This window comes from Brevundimonas sp. GW821-FHT12C05 (assembly GCF_058807475.1).
Window position 1 is genome coordinate 88437 of the sequence record NZ_JBXAQS010000003.1, and the last position, 19248, is coordinate 107684.

The 19248-nt window shown below is 69.9% G+C and carries 25 protein-coding genes; 9 read left to right on the plus strand and 16 right to left on the minus strand.

Going from position 1 to position 19248, the window contains the following annotated elements:
- Window positions 1-25 precede the first annotated feature (25 nt).
- The 9 genes from AC1RRF_RS12530 to AC1RRF_RS12570 all read right to left on the minus strand — a co-directional run bounded on the left by AC1RRF_RS12530 (window position 26) and on the right by AC1RRF_RS12570 (window position 9324).
- Window positions 26-1582: a trypsin-like peptidase domain-containing protein gene (locus tag AC1RRF_RS12530; RefSeq protein WP_492835004.1), complete on the minus strand. Its 1557-nt coding sequence runs from the start codon at window positions 1580-1582 to the stop codon at window positions 26-28.
- A 113-nt stretch (window positions 1583-1695) separates the two neighbouring features.
- Window positions 1696-2187: a cytochrome c-type biogenesis protein gene (locus AC1RRF_RS12535; protein ID WP_492835006.1), complete on the minus strand. Its 492-nt coding sequence runs from the start codon at window positions 2185-2187 to the stop codon at window positions 1696-1698.
- Window positions 2184-4163 carry a heme lyase CcmF/NrfE family subunit gene (locus tag AC1RRF_RS12540; RefSeq protein WP_492835008.1) on the minus strand — a complete coding sequence of 660 codons (1980 nt, stop codon included), beginning with the start codon at window positions 4161-4163 and terminating at the stop codon, window positions 2184-2186. The genes AC1RRF_RS12535 and AC1RRF_RS12540 overlap by 4 nt, the downstream gene beginning before the upstream one ends.
- Window positions 4160-4630 (minus strand): cytochrome c maturation protein CcmE, encoded by a 471-nt coding sequence (gene ccmE, locus AC1RRF_RS12545; protein ID WP_492835010.1) that lies wholly within the window; start codon window positions 4628-4630, stop codon window positions 4160-4162. Before ccmE ends, AC1RRF_RS12540 begins: the two co-directional genes overlap by 4 nt.
- The gene (gene ccmI / locus AC1RRF_RS12550) at window positions 4627-5430 is read right to left on the minus strand and encodes a c-type cytochrome biogenesis protein CcmI (RefSeq protein WP_492835012.1); all 804 of its coding nucleotides are present in this window, start codon (window positions 5428-5430) and stop codon (window positions 4627-4629) included. The genes ccmE and ccmI overlap by 4 nt, the downstream gene beginning before the upstream one ends.
- Before the next feature lie 37 nt (window positions 5431-5467).
- Window positions 5468-6829 carry a hypothetical protein gene (locus tag AC1RRF_RS12555; protein WP_492835014.1) on the minus strand — a complete coding sequence of 454 codons (1362 nt, stop codon included), beginning with the start codon at window positions 6827-6829 and terminating at the stop codon, window positions 5468-5470.
- Window positions 6830-6913: 84 nt separating this feature from the next.
- Window positions 6914-8350, minus strand: coding sequence for an ATP-binding protein (locus tag AC1RRF_RS12560; RefSeq protein ID WP_492835016.1), 1437 nt, complete (start codon window positions 8348-8350; stop codon window positions 6914-6916).
- On the minus strand, window positions 8347-9027 hold the full coding sequence (locus tag AC1RRF_RS12565; protein WP_291832819.1) for a response regulator transcription factor: 681 nt from the start codon (window positions 9025-9027) through the stop codon (window positions 8347-8349). Before AC1RRF_RS12565 ends, AC1RRF_RS12560 begins: the two co-directional genes overlap by 4 nt.
- A 9-nt stretch (window positions 9028-9036) precedes the next feature.
- A complete protein-coding gene (locus tag AC1RRF_RS12570) occupies window positions 9037-9324 on the minus strand; it encodes a hypothetical protein (RefSeq protein ID WP_492835019.1) in 288 nt (95 codons plus the stop codon).
- Between the two features lie 323 nt (window positions 9325-9647).
- Between AC1RRF_RS12570 and AC1RRF_RS12575 the strand changes: the two genes are divergently transcribed.
- Complete coding sequence (locus tag AC1RRF_RS12575) at window positions 9648-10031, plus strand: hypothetical protein (protein ID WP_492835021.1); 384 nt, start codon at window positions 9648-9650, stop codon at window positions 10029-10031.
- Between the two features lie 64 nt (window positions 10032-10095).
- Here the strand turns inward: AC1RRF_RS12575 and AC1RRF_RS12580 are convergent, their stop codons facing one another.
- A complete protein-coding gene (locus tag AC1RRF_RS12580) occupies window positions 10096-10905 on the minus strand; it encodes a PhzF family phenazine biosynthesis protein (RefSeq protein ID WP_492835023.1) in 810 nt (269 codons plus the stop codon).
- Between the two features lie 47 nt (window positions 10906-10952).
- Here AC1RRF_RS12580 and AC1RRF_RS12585 point away from each other — a divergent pair, with 47 nt between their 5' ends.
- The gene (locus AC1RRF_RS12585) at window positions 10953-11384 is read left to right on the plus strand and encodes a GNAT family N-acetyltransferase (RefSeq protein ID WP_492835024.1); all 432 of its coding nucleotides are present in this window, start codon (window positions 10953-10955) and stop codon (window positions 11382-11384) included.
- 21 nt (window positions 11385-11405) lie between these two features.
- Here AC1RRF_RS12585 and AC1RRF_RS12590 read toward each other — a convergent pair whose 3' ends face one another.
- The 3 genes from AC1RRF_RS12590 to thiD all read right to left on the minus strand — a co-directional run bounded on the left by AC1RRF_RS12590 (window position 11406) and on the right by thiD (window position 13417).
- Window positions 11406-11984, minus strand: a complete 579-nt coding sequence (locus AC1RRF_RS12590) for a DUF3885 domain-containing protein (RefSeq protein ID WP_492835026.1) — start codon at window positions 11982-11984, stop codon at window positions 11406-11408.
- 66 nt (window positions 11985-12050) lie between these two features.
- Entirely contained in the window at window positions 12051-12623 is a 573-nt protein-coding gene (locus AC1RRF_RS12595; RefSeq protein ID WP_492835028.1) for a nucleotidyltransferase family protein, read from the minus strand.
- Window positions 12620-13417 carry a bifunctional hydroxymethylpyrimidine kinase/phosphomethylpyrimidine kinase gene (thiD, locus tag AC1RRF_RS12600; protein ID WP_492835030.1) on the minus strand — a complete coding sequence of 266 codons (798 nt, stop codon included), beginning with the start codon at window positions 13415-13417 and terminating at the stop codon, window positions 12620-12622. Before thiD ends, AC1RRF_RS12595 begins: the two co-directional genes overlap by 4 nt.
- A gap of 216 nt (window positions 13418-13633) precedes the next feature.
- On the opposite strand from thiD, the gene AC1RRF_RS12605 reads away from it, so the two are divergent.
- The 7 genes from AC1RRF_RS12605 to AC1RRF_RS12635 are packed head-to-tail and all read left to right on the plus strand — an operon-like array spanning window position 13634 to window position 17549.
- Entirely contained in the window at window positions 13634-13945 is a 312-nt protein-coding gene (locus AC1RRF_RS12605) for an ArsR/SmtB family transcription factor (RefSeq protein ID WP_492313936.1), read from the plus strand.
- A complete protein-coding gene (locus AC1RRF_RS12610) occupies window positions 13942-14532 on the plus strand; it encodes an SRPBCC family protein (protein ID WP_492835032.1) in 591 nt (196 codons plus the stop codon). Before AC1RRF_RS12605 ends, AC1RRF_RS12610 begins: the two co-directional genes overlap by 4 nt.
- A complete protein-coding gene (locus AC1RRF_RS12615) occupies window positions 14529-14996 on the plus strand; it encodes an SRPBCC family protein (protein ID WP_492835034.1) in 468 nt (155 codons plus the stop codon). Before AC1RRF_RS12610 ends, AC1RRF_RS12615 begins: the two co-directional genes overlap by 4 nt.
- Window positions 14993-15433: an SRPBCC family protein gene (locus AC1RRF_RS12620; RefSeq protein ID WP_492835036.1), complete on the plus strand. Its 441-nt coding sequence runs from the start codon at window positions 14993-14995 to the stop codon at window positions 15431-15433. The genes AC1RRF_RS12615 and AC1RRF_RS12620 overlap by 4 nt, the downstream gene beginning before the upstream one ends.
- A complete protein-coding gene (locus AC1RRF_RS12625) occupies window positions 15430-15855 on the plus strand; it encodes a DUF1579 family protein (RefSeq protein WP_492835038.1) in 426 nt (141 codons plus the stop codon). Before AC1RRF_RS12620 ends, AC1RRF_RS12625 begins: the two co-directional genes overlap by 4 nt.
- A 12-nt stretch (window positions 15856-15867) precedes the next feature.
- The gene (locus AC1RRF_RS12630; protein ID WP_492835040.1) at window positions 15868-16245 is read left to right on the plus strand and encodes a VOC family protein; all 378 of its coding nucleotides are present in this window, start codon (window positions 15868-15870) and stop codon (window positions 16243-16245) included.
- A gap of 59 nt (window positions 16246-16304) precedes the next feature.
- Window positions 16305-17549, plus strand: coding sequence for an NAD(P)/FAD-dependent oxidoreductase (locus AC1RRF_RS12635; protein WP_492835042.1), 1245 nt, complete (start codon window positions 16305-16307; stop codon window positions 17547-17549).
- On the opposite strand, the gene folP is transcribed toward AC1RRF_RS12635, so the two are convergent.
- The 3 genes from folP to AC1RRF_RS12650 are packed head-to-tail and all read right to left on the minus strand — an operon-like array spanning window position 17533 to window position 19246.
- On the minus strand, window positions 17533-18348 hold the full coding sequence (gene folP, locus AC1RRF_RS12640; RefSeq protein ID WP_492835044.1) for a dihydropteroate synthase: 816 nt from the start codon (window positions 18346-18348) through the stop codon (window positions 17533-17535). The genes AC1RRF_RS12635 and folP overlap by 17 nt on opposite strands.
- Entirely contained in the window at window positions 18348-18944 is a 597-nt protein-coding gene (locus tag AC1RRF_RS12645) for a YdeI/OmpD-associated family protein (RefSeq protein WP_492835046.1), read from the minus strand. The genes folP and AC1RRF_RS12645 overlap by 1 nt, the downstream gene beginning before the upstream one ends.
- Window positions 18944-19246 (minus strand): winged helix-turn-helix domain-containing protein, encoded by a 303-nt coding sequence (locus AC1RRF_RS12650; RefSeq protein ID WP_492835048.1) that lies wholly within the window; start codon window positions 19244-19246, stop codon window positions 18944-18946. Before AC1RRF_RS12650 ends, AC1RRF_RS12645 begins: the two co-directional genes overlap by 1 nt.
- Window positions 19247-19248: the final 2 nt, after the last annotated feature.

Sequence of the window (19248 nt, forward strand, 5' to 3'; positions counted from 1 at the left end):
CGGCGGCGATGAAGTCAGTTAAGCGTTATTCAGACTTCGGAAGAGGCAGGACCAAGGGCGCATTGCCCTGCTGCGGCGTCCAGACCAGGATGAAGACCCCGGTGCCCGCTCGTTGGGCCGCCTCGACGGCGGCCTGGAAGTCGGCGACCGAGGTCACCGCCCTCTGGCCGGCACGCATGATCACATAACCCGGCTCGAACGTACGGCCGTCAACGCGCTTTTGCTGGGTGATCACCACGCCGTTGACGCCGGCAGGAATGTCGTAGCGTTGACGCAGGGCCGCGCTGACCGGGGCGACCGTCAGGCCGCCCACCGTCGTGCCGGCGGAAACACCGCCCGGAGTGGCCTCCGTCCCCGGCGCTTCGGAACCGTCATTGTTGAGCTCGGCGATCGACGGACGGGTGCCCGAGCGGACATTGACCGTCTGGTGGCGCCCGTCGCGAATGATCTCCAGACGGAGATTGTCGCCCGGACGCGCCTGGCCGACCCTGCGGGTCAGTTCAGTCGAGTCGGCGACCTTCTGGCCATTGAGGCTCAGCACGATGTCGCCCACCTGCAGGCCCGCCCGGTCGGCAGGGCCACCCGGCGTGATGCTGTTCACAAAGGCGCCCTGGCGGTTCTCGAGGCCCAGCGGGGCGACGAAGGCGGGATCGATCGGGCCGATCTGGACGCCGAGGTAGCCGCGCTCGATCGTTTCGCCACGCATCAGACGATCGGTGATCGGCTTGGCGACCGAGGCGGGAATGGCGAAGCCGATGCCGACCGAGCCGCCCGAAGGCGAGAAGATCGCCGAGTTCACGCCGATGACGCGGCCGTAGATGTCGAAGGTCGGCCCGCCCGAGTTGCCCCGGTTGATGGCGGCGTCGATCTGGATGAAGTCGACATAGTTGGCGGTCGGGTCGGGGATGTTCCGCCCCTGCGCCGAGACGATGCCGGCCGTGGCGGTGCCGCCCAGGCCGAAGGGGTTGCCCACGGCGATGACCCAGTCGCCCACGCGGGGCTGCGCCGTCTCCTCGAAGCTGACGAACGGGAAGTCCGAACCGTCCACCTTGATGACGGCCAGATCGGTCGCCTCGTCGCGGCCGATGATCCGGCCGGCCATCTCGCGCCCGTCGGCCAGCTTGACGCTGATCTCCACCGCGTCGGCGACGACGTGATTGTTGGTGACGATGAAGCCGTCGGCCGAGATGAAGAAGCCCGAACCGGCGCCCAGGGCGGTCGTGCCCTCGCCGTCTTCGCCTTCACCGGAACCGCCCTGTCCGTTCGGGGCCGGCACCGGCACGGCGCCGAGGCCCGGGATCTGAATGAAGCCGCCGCGCGGCTGTTGCACCCGGGTCTTCACGTCGATCTGCACGACCGCCGGAGCGACCTGGGCGAAGATGTCGGCGAAACTGAGCGGCGCGCCCTGCGGCGGCGCGAAGTTCAGGCCGGCGGCGCCGGCGCTGGGGATCAGACGTCCACTGACGCCCGCGACGGGGTCGGCATGGGCGGCCGGCCAATCGATCACTCCACCCGCGGTCGCGGCGGCGGCGAAGGCCAGGCCGGCGACGGCTCCGAGCATGAATTCCTTGCGCTTCATCATAGGCGGTCTTGCGATCCTCTTGCCGGGCGACGAATGCGCCCGTTACGGCGATGAATATAGAGCGTTTGTGGATCTCACCAACGCCATGGCGCGATGATGGCTCCTGCCCCGCGTCAGTCGTCGGACGGCTTTGCGTCAGGATCGCGGCGAAGTTGCTCTCCGGCGAGAATATCGGCCAGCCGGGCCTCCTCGTCAGGCGAAAGCGGCGGCGCCTCGGTCTTCTTGCGTCGCGCGACGGCGATCAGGGCGGCGCCCACCGCCAGCAGCACGGCCAACGGTCCGAACCACAACAGCCAGGTCCCGATCCGCACCGGCGGCTTGAACAGGACGAAGTCGCCGTAGCGGCGCACCAGATCCTCGCGGATCGCCTTGTCCGTGCGTCCGGCGGCGATCTGCTCGCGCACCAGACCGCGCATGTCGGCGGCGATGCCCGCCGGGCTGTCGGCGATGGCCTCGTGCTGGCAGACGACGCAGCGGATATCGTCGAACAGGCGTTGGGCGCGGGCTTCCTGCGCCGCGTCCGGCAGGGGCCGGTCCGGCGCGGGCGGCGGCTCGGCGGCCATCAGCCCGACGGCGGCGACCGCGATCAGCAGGGCGCGCTTCACGCCGCCTTCCTCGCGCTCACCGCCAGCCGCAGGCGGCGGTCCAGCAGGGACAGCACGCCGCCCAGGGCCATGATCAGCGGGCCGAGGAAGATCAGTCGCGCCCATGGATTCCACCAGACGCGCACGTTCCAGGCGGGCGCTCCATCCGGCGCCCGCGCCCGCTCGCCGACCACGACATAGACGTCGTCCAGCCCGCGGAAATCCAGCCCGACCTCGGTCGTGGTCTGGCCCCCCGCCGGGAAGAAGCGGCGCTCGGCCGTCACTTCACGCGTGCGGCCGCCGGGCGTGGCGACGCTGAGCTTGCCCTGCTCAGCCAGATAGTTGGGACCTTCGACGATGCGGACGTCGTCCAGGGTCACGGTCCATTTGCCCGCCTGCACCGACTGGCCGATGGTCAGCGGGCGCGCCGCCTCGACGCGGTAACCGGTCTCGACCACAGCCCCCAGCACGAAGACGCCCAGCCCGGCGTGGGCCAGGGTCATGCCCCAGGCCCCCAGCGGCAGCCCCCTGGCCCGGCGCAGCGTCTCGGCCAGAGGGGCGCGGAACAGGCGGATGCGCTCGGCGGTCTCCGCCAGCGCCCCCAGGATCAGCCACGCCCCCAGACCGACGCCGGCGGCCGACAACGCCTTGCGCGGCTCGAACACGGCGAAGGCCAGAAGCGCCATGATCACGGTCAGGGCCGCCGCGACCGCCAGCCTCTGGCTCGCCCCCTTCAGGTCGCCGCGCTTCCAGACCAGCAGCGGCCCGGCGGGCAGGATCAGCAGGGCCACGGCCATCAGCGGCACGAAGGTCAGGGCGAAATAGGGCGGGCCGACCGAGATGGTCGCGCCCGACGCGGCCTCCAGGATCAGCGGATAGAGGGTCCCCAGCAGCACCGTCGCGGCGGCGGCGGTCAGGAACAGGTTGTTGATCACCAGCGCGCCCTCGCGGCTGACCGGCGCGAACAGGCCGCCGCCCTTCAGTTGCGGCGCGCGCCAGGCGAACAGGGCGAAGGCCAGTCCGGCCGTCCCCCCCAGGATGGCCAGCAGCATCATCCCGCGCTCGGGATCGACGGCGAAGGCATGCACGCTGGTCAGCACGCCCGAGCGCACCAGGAAAGCGCCCAGCATGGAGAAGGTGAAGGCCAGCAGCGCCAGGAAGGTGGTCCAGCCCGCCAGCGCCCCGCGCCGCTCGGTGACCACGGCGCTGTGCAGCAGGGCCGCGCCCACCAGCCACGGCATGAAGGAGGCGTTCTCGACCGGGTCCCAGAACCACCAGCCGCCCCAGCCCAGCTCATAGTAGGCCCAGAAGCTGCCCAGCATGATTCCGACGGTCAGGAAGGCCCAGCTGGCCAGGGCCCACGGCCGCACCCAGCGGCCCCAGGCGGGCCAGAAGCTGGCGTTGGCGCGTCCTTCGATCAGGGCGGCGACGGCCAGCGAGAAACAGACCGAGAAGCCGACGTAGCCGAGGTAGAGCAGCGGCGGGTGCAGGGCCAGCGCGGGGTCCTGCAGCAGCGGATTCAACGAGTCGCCCTGGAAGGGGGCGGGGTTCAGCCGCGTGAACGGGTTCGAGGTGAAGACGGTGAAGGCCAGGAACAGGGCGCCGAGCAGGCCCTGCGTCGCGACCGCGCAGGTCTTCAGGCCGAAGGGCAGGTTGTGCGCCCGCGCCAGCGCCGCGCCGAAGCCGGTCATGACCAGGCACCACAGCAGCAGCGAGCCCTCGTGGCTGCCCCAGGCGGCGGCCACCTTGTAGAGCATCGGCTTGTCGGTGTGGCTGTTGGCCGCGACGTTGGCGACCGAGAAGTCCGACACCACGAAGGCGAAGATCAGTGCCGCGAAGGCGACGGCGACCAGGCCCGCAGTCGCGATGGCCGCCCCGTTTGCGGCGCCGGCCAGAACCGGGCTGCGGCGCAGCCGCCCGGCGGCCGCCATGACGGCCTGCAGCACCGACAGCGCCAGCGCGAGGATGAGGGCGAAGGCGCCCGTTTCGACGATCACGAGGCGGGGCCTCCGGCGTCGGGACGCCATTCGCCCTTGGCCTTCAGCCGGTCGGCGACCTCGCGCGGCATATAGGTCTCGTCGTGCTTGGCCAGCACCTGGGTGGCGCGGAACGAGCGATCCGGCAGGAAGGCGCCCTGGGCCACGATCCCCTGTCCTTCCCGGAACAGGTCGGGCAGGTCGCCGTGGTAGACCACCCGGGTGGCCGCGACATTGTCGGTGACGACGAAGGCCACCTGACCGTCGGCGCCGCGCTGGACGCTGCCCATCTCGACCAGGCCGCCCAGACGGATGACCCGCCCGGCCGGCGCCTTCTCCGGAGAGGCCTCGGACGGGGAGAAGAAGAAGGTCACGCTGTCACGCATGGCGTAGAGCGACAGGCCGACGGCCAGCGCCAGGATCGGCGCCACGGCGGCGACGATCCAAAGGCGGCGGCGCGCCTTGGGCGATTTGGGCAGCCAGCTCATGCGGCGCCTCCCGGCGGCAGGCGGCGCTCAAGATCGGTCCGGCGCGGGTCGGCCGGATCGAGCGCGGCGATCAGGGGCAGCCACATCGCGCGCACGCCCGCGGCGTCGCCCCGCGCCAGGGCGGCCTCGCCCAGGAAGTAGCGGGCGCCCAGCTGGTTCGGGTCGCGCTTGAGGGACTCCTGGAAGGCCGCCTCGGCGTCGCCGCCGACCGCGCCGTCGTTGGCGCGCACCAGGCTTTCGCCCAGCCGGGCCCAGCTCTGGGCGTCCTCGGGGTCAAGCGCCAGCGCCCGGCGGAAGGCGGAGGCCGCGCCGATGGGATCGCCGGCGTCGAAGCGCGCCGCGCCCAGCATGGTCAGGGCCTGACGATTGTCAGGCTGCTCGCGCACCACGCGGGCGACGACCGCCGCGATCTGCGGACCCTCCAGGCTCTCCGGCTGAACCGCCCACTCATCGACCCGCCGCTCATAGGCCTGGTCCGGCAGCCCCACGGTGCCGACCACCAGATACAGGCCCAGCGCCGCCGCGACGGCCACGCCCGCCCCAGCCAGGGTCCAGACCCGGTCCTTCGATCCGGCCCGTACCGGCGCGACCGTGCGCTCGCCCGACAGGATGCGGCGCCCGGCCTCGGCGCGGGCGGCGGCCCAGCCGGCCTCGTCCATCAGCCCACGCGCCTTGAGGCGATCCAGCTCCGCCAGTTCGGCGGCCGCGGCGGCGGTCTCCACCGTCTCGCCGGCGTCGGCGCCGCGGCGGGCGCCGGTCAGCACCAGCAGGCCCGCGAGGGCCGCCAGCAAGGCCGTCATGATCCAGAAAAACATCATCGCCGCGCGATGTAGCCGATCAGGCCGCCCGCGACGAGGCCCCGCTCGATACCGGGGGCCCTCCGGCCACTGCGGCGCGGCGACGCACGGTCCGCGCCGGATCGCGCGCATCGATCAGTTCCAGATAGCGGGCGGCCACCGAAACCAGCTTCAGCGCATGCGCCTCGTCGGCGGCCTCGCCGTCGTTGATCTGGCCCAGCACCTGGTCCGCATAGTCGACCAGTCGTACGGTCAGGGCGTCGACCAGCGTCTTTCGCGCCGCCTCGGCGCCGAAGACGGCGGCGGCGCCCCGGGTGGCGCCGACCAGCCGCAACAGGGCGAAGGCCGCATCGGCGGCTTCCCCGCGCGCGGCGGCCTCCAGCATCGGAGCCATCCGGCTCATCCGCCCGGTGGTCTGCACCCGGGCCAAGGGCAATGCCTTGTCCACGGCCTTGTCGGCGGTGCGGAGCAGGCCCGACAGCCAGGCGGCGACCTTGACCCGGCTATCGCGCACCCGCCGCCCCCAGTCCGAATCCGGATCCAGGGTCAGGGTCACGTCCAGCTCGGCCAGCACGCTGGCGCACCAGTCGAGATCGGCGATCACCGCGTCCACGCCGCCGACGGTTCCGTCGGGACGATAGGCCGCCAGCCGCGCCGCGCGGTCGTCCACTCCGGCCAGCAGCCGATCGACGAAGTCGGCCAGTTCAGAACCGCTGAGGAAGCCCTGACGGCCGGCCACGCCCGAGGTGCGGGTGATGATGCGCAGCACCAGCACCGCGTCGTCCAGCCGGGCGAACAGCATCTCCAGCAGGCGGGTGGCCCCGTCGGAATGGATTTCGGAGCAGTCCTTCACCAGCAGGCGCAGCTCGGCCAGTTGGTCGCCGTCCGGGCGCTTGAGCCAGACCTCGATCGACGGCAGGCCGCGCCGCGCCAGGTGGGCCAGGTCAAGGCAACAGGCCAGGTCGGCCAGCCCCTGGGCTCTGCGGTCGGGCGCGAGGTCCTCGGGCCAGACCATGGCGGGCCGGTCGCGAACGGCGGCGGCGGCGGCGAGGCAGAAGCGATTGGCCACCGCCACCGCGTCCGGCCCGTCCTTGTCCAGGCGAGGCAGCAGGTCCGGCTCGCGCTCGATGGCCGCGCGCCACAGGCGGGGCAGAACGGCCGGGGGGAAACCCAACGCGGCGATGCCGTCCGCGCGGGGCTGGAACATGCGGGCGATCGGAGCCAGGACCACCGCGCGGCGGGCGCGATCGCGCATCTCCTCGGCCAGCATCAGGCGCAGCTCGGCGGCGCGTCCGCCGGGCAGGGCGGCGACGGCGGCGGAGACGGACGTCAGGACGGTCTCCGGGCACCGCCCGATCAGGGCGGCCAGCGCGACACGATGGGCGGCGGTCAGCCCGGACATGGGACCCCTTCGAGCCGGCAAGGTCCGGCGAACCCCTAAAATGGGGTAGTCGAGGTTAACAGGCCCTAACCAACTGTTCTGTTGTCAGATTTCCGCCGTCGGGAGTTCCAGCAGGACCTTGAGCCCGCCCATGTCGCTGTCGCCAAGGGTGATCTTGCCGCCGTAGGCGCGGGTCAGCTCGACCACGATGGACAGGCCCAGGCCTGAGCCGGGCGTGGTTTCGTCCATGCGCATGCCGCGCTGCAGGGCGGCCTCGCGCTGGTCCTCGGGCAGACCCGGGCCGTCGTCCTCGACCACCACGACCATCTGGCCCAGATGGGTCGGACCGGCTGAGATGCGGACCCGACGCTTGGCCCATTTGCAGGCGTTCTCCATCAGGTTGCCGAGGATTTCCTGAAGGTCCTGCCGCTCGCCGCGGAAGCCCAGTTCATCGGGCGCGCGCCAGTCGATCTCGACGCCCTTCTCCTCGAACACCCGCTCCAGCATGACGGCCATCTCGTCCAGCACCTCGGCGATGGGGGTGCGTTCGCCCAGCGACTGGGCGCGGGCGGCGGCGCGGGCGCGGCGCAGATGGTGATCGACCTGGGCCTTCATCACCTCGGTCTGCTTGCGCACCATGTCGGGCAGCACCCCTTGCTGCGTTCCCGCCTCGGCCAGCATGACCGACAAGGGCGTCTTCAGGGCGTGGGCCAGATTGCCGACGTGGGTGCGCTGACGCTCCACCGTCTCCTGATTGTGGTCCAGCAGCTGATTGACCTGTTCGGCCAGGGGCTGGATTTCGAGCGGATAGGTTCTGGCGATGCGGGCGGCCTTGCCCTTGCGCACGTCGGCGATCTCGTTGCGCAGGCTGTAGAGCGGGCGCAGGCCGATCTGCACCTGCAGGAAGACCGCGACCACCAGGCCGAGCCCCAGAAGCAGCAGCGCCGTCCCGGTGAAGGTGGCGAACTGGCGGGTGTCGGCGTCGATCATCGACCGGTCCACCCCCGCCATGAGCACCAGCGGCGCATCCCTTCCGGGCATGGTCTTGAGGCTGGCGGCGACGCGCAGCGGCTTATCGATGGGGCCGGTGGCGTTGTAGCTGATCGTTTCGCCGAACGCGCCCTGCAGGCGGTTGCCGAGCCCCGGCGGCACGTTCAGGTCCTCGCCCGCCAGCGAGGGCGAACGGGCCAGCGTCCGAACGCCGCCCTCGCCGTCCAGCTCGCCCACCGCCCAGTACTTGCCGGACAGGGGGCGAAGCGTTTGCGAGTCCTTGATCTCGGCGACCGTCACGCCGTCCGGCGTCACGGTCGTCGCCAGCACCACCTCGTCAATGGTCTGGTTCAGCAGGAAGCCCAGGCGCCGAAGGGTGCTTTCCTCGTACTGGCTGGTCAGGGCCCAGCTGGTCAGCGCCAGGGCGACAACGATCCAGGCGGCGGCCAGCCAGATCAGACGCCGGGTCAGGCTGCGGCCCGGGCGACCGAACCAGCGGCCCCAGGTCTTCGGCTCCGTCGCGGTCTCGTCTGCCCCCGCCGTGTCGGTCACGCCGCGTCGGACTCCCCGGCCAGCGGCGTCAGGCGGTAGCCGAGGCCGCGCACGGTTTCGATCCGGTCGGAACCGATCTTCTTGCGCAGACGGCCGACAAACACCTCGATGGTGTTGGAGTCGCGGTCGAAGTCCTGATCGTACAGGTGCTCGACCAGCTCGGTGCGGCTGATCACCCGGCCCTGGTGCATCATCATGTAGTGCAGCAGGCGGTATTCCAGCGAGGTCAGACGCAGGGGTTCGCCGTTGACGCTGGCCCGGGCCGCGCGGGGGTCGAGGCGCAGGCCGCCGCAGGACAGGGTCGCCGAAGCGATGCCGGCGGACCGGCGCAGCAGGGCGCGCAGACGGGCCAGCAGCTCCTCGGTGTGGAACGGCTTGGTCAGATAGTCGTCGGCGCCGGCGTCAAAGCCCGACACCTTGTCCGACCAGGCGCCCCGCGCGGTCAGGATCAGGACCGGCGTGGTCTTGCCCTCGCGACGCCACCGCTCCAGCACGGACACCCCGTCGATCTTGGGCAGGCCGAGATCGAGGACGATGACGTCATAGGGTTCGGTGTCGCCGAGGAAATGCGCCTCCTCGCCGTCCGCCGCATGATCCACCGCATAACCCGCGTCTCCGAGCGCCAGCTTCAGCTGGCGCGAGAGATCGGCGTCGTCTTCGACCAGAAGCACTCGCATCGTCGGATCCTAGCGGCTGGCGTCGACGGAGATGTTGAACACCCGCCCGTCACGCTCGAAGGTGAACACATGGGCCCCGCCCGAGAAGCCGCGATAGCCCACGAAGCGAGCGTCGCCCGCCCGCGACTGGGCGATGCGTTGGGCTTCCGCGGAGCTCATCTGCGGCCGCTCCTGGCGCTGCGGCTGCTCCTGGGACGGCGGACGGCGATCGCCGCGCGGCCCATCCTGAGCGGCCGCGGCCTGGAAGGGCGCTGCGGCGAGCAAGGCGGCTAGAACGAGGGCGGACATCCGGTTCATGGATCGGTTTCTAGTCTCGTGGCTCTGAACGACGGCTGAACGAGCAGTCTAGACATATTTCACGGTTCGCGGGCATCGACCGGTCGGCGTGAAGCATCTTTTTCTCGGCTGTCGCTCGTCAGCCTCGCGGACTTCCGGACGCCCCCGCCTCGCGCGCATACGCGGATCATTTTCCCTCTCGGTGAACCCTGCCGCCCCGTGACGCCGATTTCATGCAGATGAACGCCAACTGACTTTCGCTGTTCAGATCGGGCTCAGGCCGGGACTGCTTTTATCCGAGTCAACGCAGCCCATTCGGTTGCGCCAAGCCAAGGAGAGACCCGATGTTCAAGAAAGCCCTCATTCCCGCCCTCGTCCTGGCCGCGGCTTCCGTCGCGGTCCCCGCAGCCGCCCAGTCCTACGGCCATCATGACCGCGGCGGCCGCGACGGCCCCCGCTACGAGCAGAACCACCGCGGTTGGCAGCCGATCTCGCAGCGCAAATACAACCTCGACCAGCGCATCGACGTCGGCCAGCGCAACGGCCAACTGAGCCGCCGCGAGGCCACCCGCCTGCGGACCGAGCTGAACGCCCTGGTTCGCCTCGAATACAGCTACCAGCGTGGCGGTCTGAACCTGCGTGAGCGCCAGGATCTGGACCGCCGCTACGACAACCTGTCGCGTCAGGTTCGTGAAGAGCGCCGCGACCGCGACAACCGTCGCCATTAAGGCCTGACTTCCTCCCCGAAGTCCGAGGGGCGCGATCCGAAAGGGTCGCGCCCCTTTTCGCCGTTCAGAGCCTGAGCACGCTCTCGATCACGGTCACCGCCTGTCCGCGCAACAGGACGCGGTCGCCGTTCAGCACGGTGACGATATCGCCGCCCCGCCCCGGGAAGACCTGGCGGAAGCGCACGTCCGGACGGCCCAGCTTGTCGGCGTAGAGCGGGGCCAGGATGCAGTGGGCCGAGCCGGTGGCCGGATCCTCGTCGATGCCGCAGCCCGGCGCGAAGAAGCGGTCGACCACGTCGACGCCGTCCGATCCGTCAGCGGGGGCGCAGACGATGACCTGCCCGCCCTCCCCCGCCTCGCCCTGTAGCGCGGCCAGGGCGCGGATGTCGGGCGAAGCGGCATGGACGGCGGCGGCGTCCGCCAGCACGGCGACCAGATAGCGCCCGGCCCAGACCTCGACCGGTTCGACGCCCAGCGCCCGCGCCAGCCCCTCCACCGGCCCGGTGCGGCGCGGCGGGTCGGCGGGAAAGTCCATCTCATACCCCTGGCCTGACGCCCGCACGATCAGCGGCCCCGAGCGGGTGTCAAAGGTCAGGGCGTCGACCTGAAGACCCGTCTCGACGAGCAGGACATGGGCCGCGGCCAGGGTGGCGTGGCCGCACAGATCGACCTCCGTTCCCGGCGTGAACCACCGCAGGCCGAAGCGCGCGGGATCGCCGGTGCGCAGCAGGAAGGCGGTCTCCGCCTGATTGTTCTCCTTGGCCAGCGCCTGCATCCAGCCGGCGTCGGGCCACTGGTCGAAGGGTTCGACCACGCAGGCGGGATTGCCCTTGAAGGGGGCGGCGGCGAAGGCGTCGACGGTCCACTGGCGCATGATTGGCCTGTTACGCCGCCGGCCGCGCCCGCGCTATAGCGTCGGCCATGACCGATCTTCGCACCGACCTGACGGAGGCAGACCTGCGCACCGCGTGGCGCTGGATCGCCGAGGAAAGCTACTGGGGCCAGCACATCCCGTGGACGACCTTCGAGCGAGCCTGTCGGGGCTCCATCTGCTTCGGCCTGTTCGAGGGCGAGCGCCTCGACGCCTTCGCGCGCGTAGTCACTGACGGCGCGACCTTCGCCTGGCTGTGCGACGTGTTCGTGGACGAGGCGGCGCGCGGACGCGGACTGGGCAAGTTGCTGGTGGAAGGCGTGCTGGCCGATCCGCGCGTTCAAGGCCTGCGTCGCTGGGGACTGGCGACCGCCCACGCCCATGGCCTGTACGCTCAGTACGGCTTCGAACCCGCCGATCCGCTGCGGCATATGGAGAAGGTGGACCGGGACATCTATCCGCGGCTGGCGGCGGCTAACTGATCCGCGGGCGGCCAGCTCTGTTCACAGGCAAGTCGGATGGCCGGACAGCCAGTCGCGATGCCTTGCCTTGAGCGACACGACCTCTTCAGGCTTGGCCAGGAAGAGATCAATGCCGCCGTCGTAGGGAGCGAAAACCGAGCCGGTCGTGTCCGACATCCAAAGCGTCGGACCCGCCCGTTCTTCGGCAATGCTCGTGAGCAGTTCGTTGAAGGCCCCGTCCGCCCATCGGGTCGGCGCCGCATGAACGCGCCAGCCGACCAAGTCCTCACCGTCGCCGTCCACAAACTCAAAAGCCGGTTCGAGACCGAACTGTCGCGTGGCGGCGAAGGGATCATTTGCGTCCGCCACATCGATCACCCCTTCGGGCGTGATCCAGTGCGTCTGAACCAGCCAGCACGGGTCCGACTTCAACACCTCCGCGGCCAACAGGTTCTGGCGTTGCAGGAGGGTGCGACACTCATCGTCGCTGTCGGCATATCTCTTCGAGTTCGGAAGCGAGTGGAAACGGACCCAGTTGGCCGCGCCGCTCTCCCTCAATCTGTAGCCGACGGGCCAATACCCTTCGTGGAAGAGCGACCAGACGTGTTGGAACGAGTTCATCCAGGGATGTCTATCGAAGCATCCGAGCAACGTCACTCAAGCTGCGCTTTCGCTCCGGGCCCGCAATCAGGCCTGAACGATGGTGAGTTCGGGCCAACGCGCTTTTGCTTTCTCGGTGATGCGATCCCAGTCCGTCGCCACGGGCCGATCCGGGGTCGGACGGATCGTCAGGTTGAACACGTCATCCAGCCCAAACGGCGCGACCACGGTGATGTCCCCGTTTTCCTCAAGCCTCACACCGACCGCAAAACAGGGGGCCACGAAGCGGGTCAGGGCCTCATCGGTATTCCGCAAGGCGGCGTAGGAACCACCAAACTTCTGAGGATGCCACAGATGGACCCGCGCCTGGTTGCGCACCTCGACGATGTCGCGGAAGGGCGGTTCGAAGGCGGCGGCGACCCGCTTGATGACGACGTCCTCGGCGTCCCAGCTGACATCCGGGTCGAAATAACCGAGGTCGTAGTCCTTGATCCCATAGCCCGCCGGACGGCCGGTGATGTCATTCCAGACGGCCTGATAGACGGCGCCGGAAAAGACGCGCCAGTCGTTGAGGCGCAAGGCCCGCACCGTCGTCAGCACATGCATCAGGTCCGGATTGGCGCGGACGATGCCGCCGAGGCGAACCTCGAGATCGCTCATTTCCGCAGCGTCCAGCCGTGGTCCAGCGGGCCATGGCCGCCGCCCAGGCCGGGCGCGCGACGGATGGCCTCGGCGACATAGGCCCAGGCCTCGGCGACCGCGACCTCCAGCGTCAGGCCGCGGGCCAGGCCGGCGGCGCACGCACTCGCAAGCGTGCAGCCGGTGCCGTGGGTGTGGCGGGTGTCGACGCGTTCGCCCTCCAGCAGGGTCTCGCCGTCCGGGGTGACCAGAACATCGACGACGGTGTCGCCGGGGACGTGGCCGCCCTTCATCAGCACCGCCTTGGCGCCCATGCCGAGCAGGAATTCCCCCGCCCGGCGCTGGCCGTCGAGGTCGGCGACCGTCAGCCCGGTCAAGGCCTCGGCCTCCGGCGCATTGGGGGTCAGCAGGGTCGCGCGCGGGATCATCAGCATACGGACGGCCTGCACCGCCTCGTCGGGCAGCAGGGGGTGGCCGCCCTTGGCGATCATGACGGGATCGACGACGGTCAGGGCGTCGGACGTGTCGAGGATGGCGGCGACGCGCTCGACCACCTCGGTCGAGCCGAGCATGCCGGTCTTGATGGCGTCGGCGCCGATGTCGTCCAGCACGGCGCGGGCCTGGGCCTCGATGAGGTCCAGCGGCAGGGGATAGACGCCGTGGACGCCCAGGGTGTTCTGGACCGTGATGGCGGTGATGGCCGTGGCGGCGTAACCGCCCATGGCGGTCACGGCCTTGATGTCCGCCTGGATCCCCGCGCCGCCTCCCGAATCCGAGCCGGCGATGATCAGGACGCGTCCGAGGGAGGAAGTCATGCTCCGCAGATGGCCGAGTCCGAAGTTCGGGACAAGTCCGATCCGTTACGACCGAAACTGACGTAGCCGCGTGCTAGTCAATTTCCCGCCCGGTCGAGGCGTGTCGCCACGACGCGCCCGCCTCTCCCACCGGGAAATGTGCACAATTGTGCACTCGTTTTTTCTTCGCGCGCCTTTTTCATTGCTATGCGGCTATATTGCCGATAGACGATGTTTATGCACGCCGCCCTTCAAGCCCTCTCCGAACCGCACCGCATGGCCATCCTGGCCATGCTGGCGGACGGCGAACGTCCCGCCGGGGACTTTGTCGACGCCCTGCCCATCGCTCAGCCGACGGTGTCCAAACACCTGTCGGTGCTGCGCGAGGCCGGACTGGTGACCGTGCGCAAGGACGCGACGCGGCGGCTCTACAGCCTGAACCCCGCGCCGCTGAAGGAGTTGGACCAGTGGTTGGCCGGTTATCGCCGCTTCTGGACGAGCACATTGGATGCGCTGGAGGCGCACCTCGACAGGGAGTTTCCGCAATGACCGACACGACCTATCCGCCCGTCGCCCTCGGGGCCGACGCCGGCGCTATCCGCCGGGTGGAAGACGGCTGGGAGATCCGCTTCGAGCGCCGCCTGCGCCATTCACCCGAGCGGGTGTGGAAAGCCCTGACCACGGGCGACGGCCTGGCCTGCTGGCTGGCCGAGGCCGAGATCGAACTGGCCCCCGGCGGCAAGATGGAGCTGAACTTCCGCCAGCCCGACAACGACTTCATGCCCGACGTTCCGGAGAAGCGCCGGCAGTCGAACGAGGTGCTGACGGTGCAACCTTTCAGCCGCTTCGAGCACACCTTCGGCAGCAATCCGGACTCGGTCGTCTCCTGGCGGCTCGAGCCCGACGGCGACGGCACCCACCTGACGCTGGTGCACCGGGTGCCGGAAACCTGGGCGGGCGCGCGGGCCAATGTGCTCAGCGGCTGGCAGCATCACATGGAAGGCCTGGACGACGCCGTGCGCGGCGTGCGGCATCCGTGGGACTGGGACCGCTGGTTCGCCCTGCGCGACGCCTATGGCGCGCGGCTGGAAGGCGCGCAGGATGCGGGCCACACCAACGACTGGACGACGAGGTGACCGCCTCGGTCGCCGCCGCCGGCATGCTGATCCGCCGGCCCGTCGCCGAGGTGTTCGAGGCCTTCATCGATCCGGCGATCACCCGCCGCTTCTGGTTCACCGATGGCGACGGACGGCTGGAGCCCGGCGCCGCCTTGACCTGGACCTGGGCCATGTACGGCGTCTCGACCGAGGTCGTGGTCAAGGCCGTTGAGCCGAACCGCCGCATCCTGATCGACTGGGACAACACCGCGTCCCCGACCGAGGTGGAGTGGCTGTTCGAGGCCCGAGGCGACCACACCTGGGTCACGGTCGAGAACCGCGGCTTCACGGATGACGCCGGCGGCGTGACCAAGGCGGTGGAGTCGACCGATGGCTTCGCCCTGGTGATGGCCGGGGCCAAGATCTGGCTGGAGCATGGGATTGAGCCGGGCTTCGTCGTCGACCGCTTCCCCGATCACCTCGCGCCCGGATGGTCGGCGTGAGCGGACCGGTCGAGATCCGGGTCGAGAAGCGCTTCCGTCATCCGCGCGAGCGGGTGTTCGACGTCTTCCTGGATCCCGCGCGGGTCGGCGGCTGGCTGTTCCGCACGCCGGACGGGGTCATGGAGAAGACCGACTATGAGCCGGTCGTCGGCGGATCGTTCGCCATCTTCGAACGGCGCGGCGACGATCTGGCGCGGCATTTCGGACGGTTCGTGGAAATCGTCAGGCCCGACCGCGTCGTCTTCGACTTCTGGGTCGATGAAGCGCCCGAGGAACCGACACGAGTGACCGTGGCCTTCGCTAACGACGGCGACGGCAGCGTCGTCGTCCTGACCCACGACCTCGCCCCGGCCTGGGCCCACTACGCCGACCGGACGAGCGCGGGGTGGACGATGATCCTGGACAACCTGAACCAGATCACGGACGCGCAGGGATGAGCGCGACCTGGCTCGACCAGCTGATCGGCGAATGGGCCTTCGAGGGCCGCACGATCCCCGACGATCCCGACCAGCGCCGCACGGGCACCGAGACCGTCACCCGGCGCGGCGCCTGGATCATCATTGAGTCCAGCGACGACGTCCGCTTCCAGCTCGCGTTCGATCCGGCGACGGGCAGGGTCACCGGCGATTTCGTGAGCTGGGAGCACCCCACCCTGTGGACCTATGACGGCGCCGTCGAGGACGGTCTGCTGCACATGCGCAGCCGGGGTCCCAGCTTCGATGTCGAGGGCGAGGAGACGGACTATGACGACGTGTTCGAGATCCTTTCGCCCGATGAGCGCCGACTGACCGGACGCCTGCTCGGCTCCGATGGACAATGGCGCGATTTCACCACCACGACCTACCGCCGCAAGCCCTGAGGGGAGATATCGATGATCACCGCCGCCGCCCCTTTCCTGATGTTTCAGGGCCAGTGCGAGAATGCCCTGACCTTCTACGCCGGGACCATTCCCGGCGCCCGTATCGTCGCGATGGAAAACAAGCCCGACGGCACGGTGGCCATGGCGCGATTGGCGGTCGCCGGGCTTGAGATCATGGCCAACGATTCCCCGCCGGTGCACGACTTCGACTTCACCCCGTCGACCTCGACCTTCCTGACCGTCGATGCGCCGGAAGACGTCGATTCCCTGGCCGCCGCGCTGGGCGAGGGTGGCAAGGCGCTGATGCCGCCGGACGCCTACGGCTTCTCCCGCCGGTTCGCCTGGGTGCAGGACCGCTTCGGCGTGTCGTGGCAGATCAACGCCGCCTGATGAGCTGAGGCATTCGCCCGCGATAACCCCTATATCGGGGAAAATCGCGAGGAGCCTTCATGGCGCGCAAGACCGTGGTGATCGTCGGAGCCGGCTTCGGGGGGCTGGCCGCCGCCAAGGCGTTCAAGGGCGCCGATGTGGACGTGGTGCTGATCGACCGCACCAACCATCACCTGTTCCAGCCCCTGCTCTACCAGGTCGCCACCGCCGCCCTGTCGCCCGCCGACATCGCCACCGCCTCGCGCACCCTGCTGAAGGGCCAGAAGAACGTCACCGTCCTGATGGGCGAGGTGGCGGCGGTCGACGCCGAGGCGAAATGCGTGCGGCTGAAGGACGGGCCGGATCAGGCCTACGACTGGCTGATCCTGGCCACCGGCGCGGCCTACAGCTTCTTCGGCCATCCGGAATGGGCGGGCGACGCCGAGGTGCTGAAGTCGCTGGACGACGCCCTGACCATCCGCCGCAAGCTGCTGGCCGCGTTCGAACGGGCCGAGTTGGCCGATGATCCGGAACAGGCGCGCCGGCTGACCACCTTCGTGGTGGTCGGGGCCGGGCCGACCGGGGTCGAGACCGCCGGGACCATCGCCGAGATGGCCCGCATGACCCTGCGCAACGAGTTCCGCCGCATCGACCCGACGCAGGCTCGGGTGATCCTGTTCGAGGCCGGGTCGCGCGTGCTGGCCGCCTTCCCCGAGGACCTGTCGGCCTACGCCGAACGAGCGCTGGAGGAGCTGGGCGTGGAGGTGCGCACGGGCGTGGCGGTGGAGGCCATCTCGGATGGGATCGTGACGGCGGGCGGCGAGACCATCGCGGCGGCGGCGGTTCTGTGGAGCGCCGGTGTCGAGGCCCGGCCGGTGGCGCAGTGGCTGGGCGCCGAAGCCGTCCGCAACGGGGCCGTGGTGGTCGATGCGACCTGCGCCGTGCCGGGGATGCAGAACATCTTCGCCCTGGGCGACGTGGCCAGCTATCGGCAGGACGGCAAGCCCCTGCCCGGCCTCGCGCCCGTGGCCAAGCAGCAGGGCAAGTGGGTGGGCCGGCTGGTCCGCGCCCGGGCCGAGGGACGGCCCGATCCGACGCCGTTCCGCTATCACGACTGGGGCACGATGGCGGTGATCGGCCGGTCGCGCGCCGTGGCCCTGCTGGGTCCGTGGAAGCTGAAGGGCTTCATCGCCTGGCTGGCGTGGTCGCTGGTCCACCTGATGCTGCTGATCGACTTCCGCAGCCGGGCGGCGGTCTACGTCAACTGGACCTGGGCCTGGTTCACCATGGGCCGGGGCGCGCGGCTGCTCACCCGGCTGCCGTGACGGCGGCCTGGACCGCCAGCGCCTGAACCGTCTCGCGCACGTCGTGGACGCGAATGATCGTCGCGCCGCGTCGGGCCGCTTCCAGCGCCAGCGCCAGCGAGCCGCCGAGGCGGTCGGAGGCGTCGGTGGCGGTGGGATCGACGGCGGCGATGGTCCGCTTGCGGCTGGCTCCGTAGAGGATCGGCAGGCCGGTCGCGCCGATCCGCTCCAGATGGGCGGTCAGGGCCAGGTTGTGCGCCAGGGTCTTGCCGAAACCGATGCCGGGATCCAGCCAGATGCGATCCGGCGCCACGCCCGCCGCCATCACCTCGCCCGCCCTTAGCGCCAGCCAGTCGGCGACCTCGGAGACCACGTCGTCGTAGTGGGGCGCGTCCTGCATGGTGCGCGGCTCGCCCTTCATATGCATCAGCACCACGTCGCAGCCCAGATCGGCGGCGGTCGGCAGGCTGGAGGCTGAGAAGCCCAGGGCCGAAACGTCGTTCCAGATGTTGGCCCCGGCGCCGATCGCCACGGCGGCCACCTCGGGCTTCATGGTGTCGATGCTGACCGGCCCGCTCCAGCCGGCCGCGCGAAGCCCGGCGATGACCGGGGCGGTGCGGGCGATCTCATCCTCGATGCTGATCGGTTCCGCGCCCGGGCGGGTGCTCTCGCCGCCGATGTCGAGGATGTCGGCGCCCTGCCGGACCAGCTCAAGCCCGTGCGCGACGGCGGCCTCGACGCTGTCGTGCCGCCCGCCGTCCGAGAAGCTGTCCGGTGTGACGTTGACGATGCCCATGACGCGGGGACGGAGCACCGCCATCAGCCCTTGCCCTGCGGATAGACGGTCTCGCCCCGGCGCAGCATCTCGACGGTCGCGTCGATGCGCTTGGCGCGGCCCGCCTCGGTCTTGAGGGCCTGCAGACGGAAGATCAGAGCGAAGCGGTTCTGGGCGGTCAGGGTCGCGAAGAAGGCCCTGGCCTGCGGGTCGGCGTCGATGGCGGACTGGAGGTCGTCCGGGACGGTCGAGCCCTTGATGCGGTAGGCGGCGTCCCAACGTCCGTCGGCCTTGGCCGCCTCGACCTGCTTGAGGCCGTGACCGGTCATGCGGCCCTCGTCGATCAGGCGGGCGACGTTGTCGACGTTGACCTGGCTCCAGGTGCTCTTCTTCCCGCGCGGGACGTAGCGCTGCAGGAAGCTCTTGTCGTCGAAGCCCTTGCGGATCGCGTCGATCCAGCCCCAGCAGAGGACCACCTCGATGGCCTGGACGGCGTCGATCGACTTCAGGCCCGAGCCCTTCTTGTGGATCTTGATCCAGACCTCGGGCTCGCGATCGTGGTTCTTCGCCAGCCAGTCATAGAAGGCGGCGGCGTCCTCGAACTCGCGGACGCGGGTGGGATCGACGATGACCGGCGCCATCAGCCCTTGCTCCCGATCAGTCCGCCCAGAGCGTCCAGATAGGCGCCGAACGCCTTGCGGCCGACAGGGGTGATGGAGACCCGGGTCAGAGGCTTGTTGTCCTTGAAGCTCTTGTCGATGGCGACATAGCCCGCCTCCTCCAGCTTCTTCAGATGGACGGACAGATTGCCCTGGGTCGCCTCCAGCACGGTCTTCAGCTCGGTGAAGTCAGCAGTATCGGCGTCGGCCAGATAGACCATGATCCCCAGCCGCATGCGGCCGTGGATGACCTCGTCGATGCGTCCGAGATCCGCCAGTCCCATGG

Coding starts and splice junctions, on each gene's coding strand:
- AC1RRF_RS12530 (WP_492835004.1), bottom strand. CDS start 1,582: ATGATGAAGCGCAAGGAATTCATGCTCGGAGCCGTCGCCGGCCTGGCC.
- ccmE (WP_492835010.1), bottom strand. CDS start 4,630: ATGAGCTGGCTGCCCAAATCGCCCAAGGCGCGCCGCCGCCTTTGGATC.
- ccmI (WP_492835012.1), bottom strand. CDS start 5,430: ATGACGGCCTTGCTGGCGGCCCTCGCGGGCCTGCTGGTGCTGACCGGC.
- AC1RRF_RS12555 (WP_492835014.1), bottom strand. CDS start 6,829: ATGTCCGGGCTGACCGCCGCCCATCGTGTCGCGCTGGCCGCCCTGATC.
- AC1RRF_RS12565 (WP_291832819.1), bottom strand. CDS start 9,027: ATGCGAGTGCTTCTGGTCGAAGACGACGCCGATCTCTCGCGCCAGCTG.
- AC1RRF_RS12570 (WP_492835019.1), bottom strand. CDS start 9,324: ATGAACCGGATGTCCGCCCTCGTTCTAGCCGCCTTGCTCGCCGCAGCG.
- AC1RRF_RS12575 (WP_492835021.1), top strand. CDS start 9,648: ATGTTCAAGAAAGCCCTCATTCCCGCCCTCGTCCTGGCCGCGGCTTCC.
- AC1RRF_RS12580 (WP_492835023.1), bottom strand. CDS start 10,905: ATGCGCCAGTGGACCGTCGACGCCTTCGCCGCCGCCCCCTTCAAGGGC.
- AC1RRF_RS12585 (WP_492835024.1), top strand. CDS start 10,953: ATGACCGATCTTCGCACCGACCTGACGGAGGCAGACCTGCGCACCGCG.
- AC1RRF_RS12590 (WP_492835026.1), bottom strand. CDS start 11,984: ATGAACTCGTTCCAACACGTCTGGTCGCTCTTCCACGAAGGGTATTGG.
- AC1RRF_RS12595 (WP_492835028.1), bottom strand. CDS start 12,623: ATGAGCGATCTCGAGGTTCGCCTCGGCGGCATCGTCCGCGCCAATCCG.
- thiD (WP_492835030.1), bottom strand. CDS start 13,417: ATGACTTCCTCCCTCGGACGCGTCCTGATCATCGCCGGCTCGGATTCG.
- AC1RRF_RS12605 (WP_492313936.1), top strand. CDS start 13,634: ATGCACGCCGCCCTTCAAGCCCTCTCCGAACCGCACCGCATGGCCATC.
- AC1RRF_RS12610 (WP_492835032.1), top strand. CDS start 13,942: ATGACCGACACGACCTATCCGCCCGTCGCCCTCGGGGCCGACGCCGGC.
- AC1RRF_RS12625 (WP_492835038.1), top strand. CDS start 15,430: ATGAGCGCGACCTGGCTCGACCAGCTGATCGGCGAATGGGCCTTCGAG.
- AC1RRF_RS12630 (WP_492835040.1), top strand. CDS start 15,868: ATGATCACCGCCGCCGCCCCTTTCCTGATGTTTCAGGGCCAGTGCGAG.
- AC1RRF_RS12635 (WP_492835042.1), top strand. CDS start 16,305: ATGGCGCGCAAGACCGTGGTGATCGTCGGAGCCGGCTTCGGGGGGCTG.
- folP (WP_492835044.1), bottom strand. CDS start 18,348: ATGGCGGTGCTCCGTCCCCGCGTCATGGGCATCGTCAACGTCACACCG.
- AC1RRF_RS12645 (WP_492835046.1), bottom strand. CDS start 18,944: ATGGCGCCGGTCATCGTCGATCCCACCCGCGTCCGCGAGTTCGAGGAC.
- AC1RRF_RS12650 (WP_492835048.1), bottom strand. CDS start 19,246: ATGGGACTGGCGGATCTCGGACGCATCGACGAGGTCATCCACGGCCGC.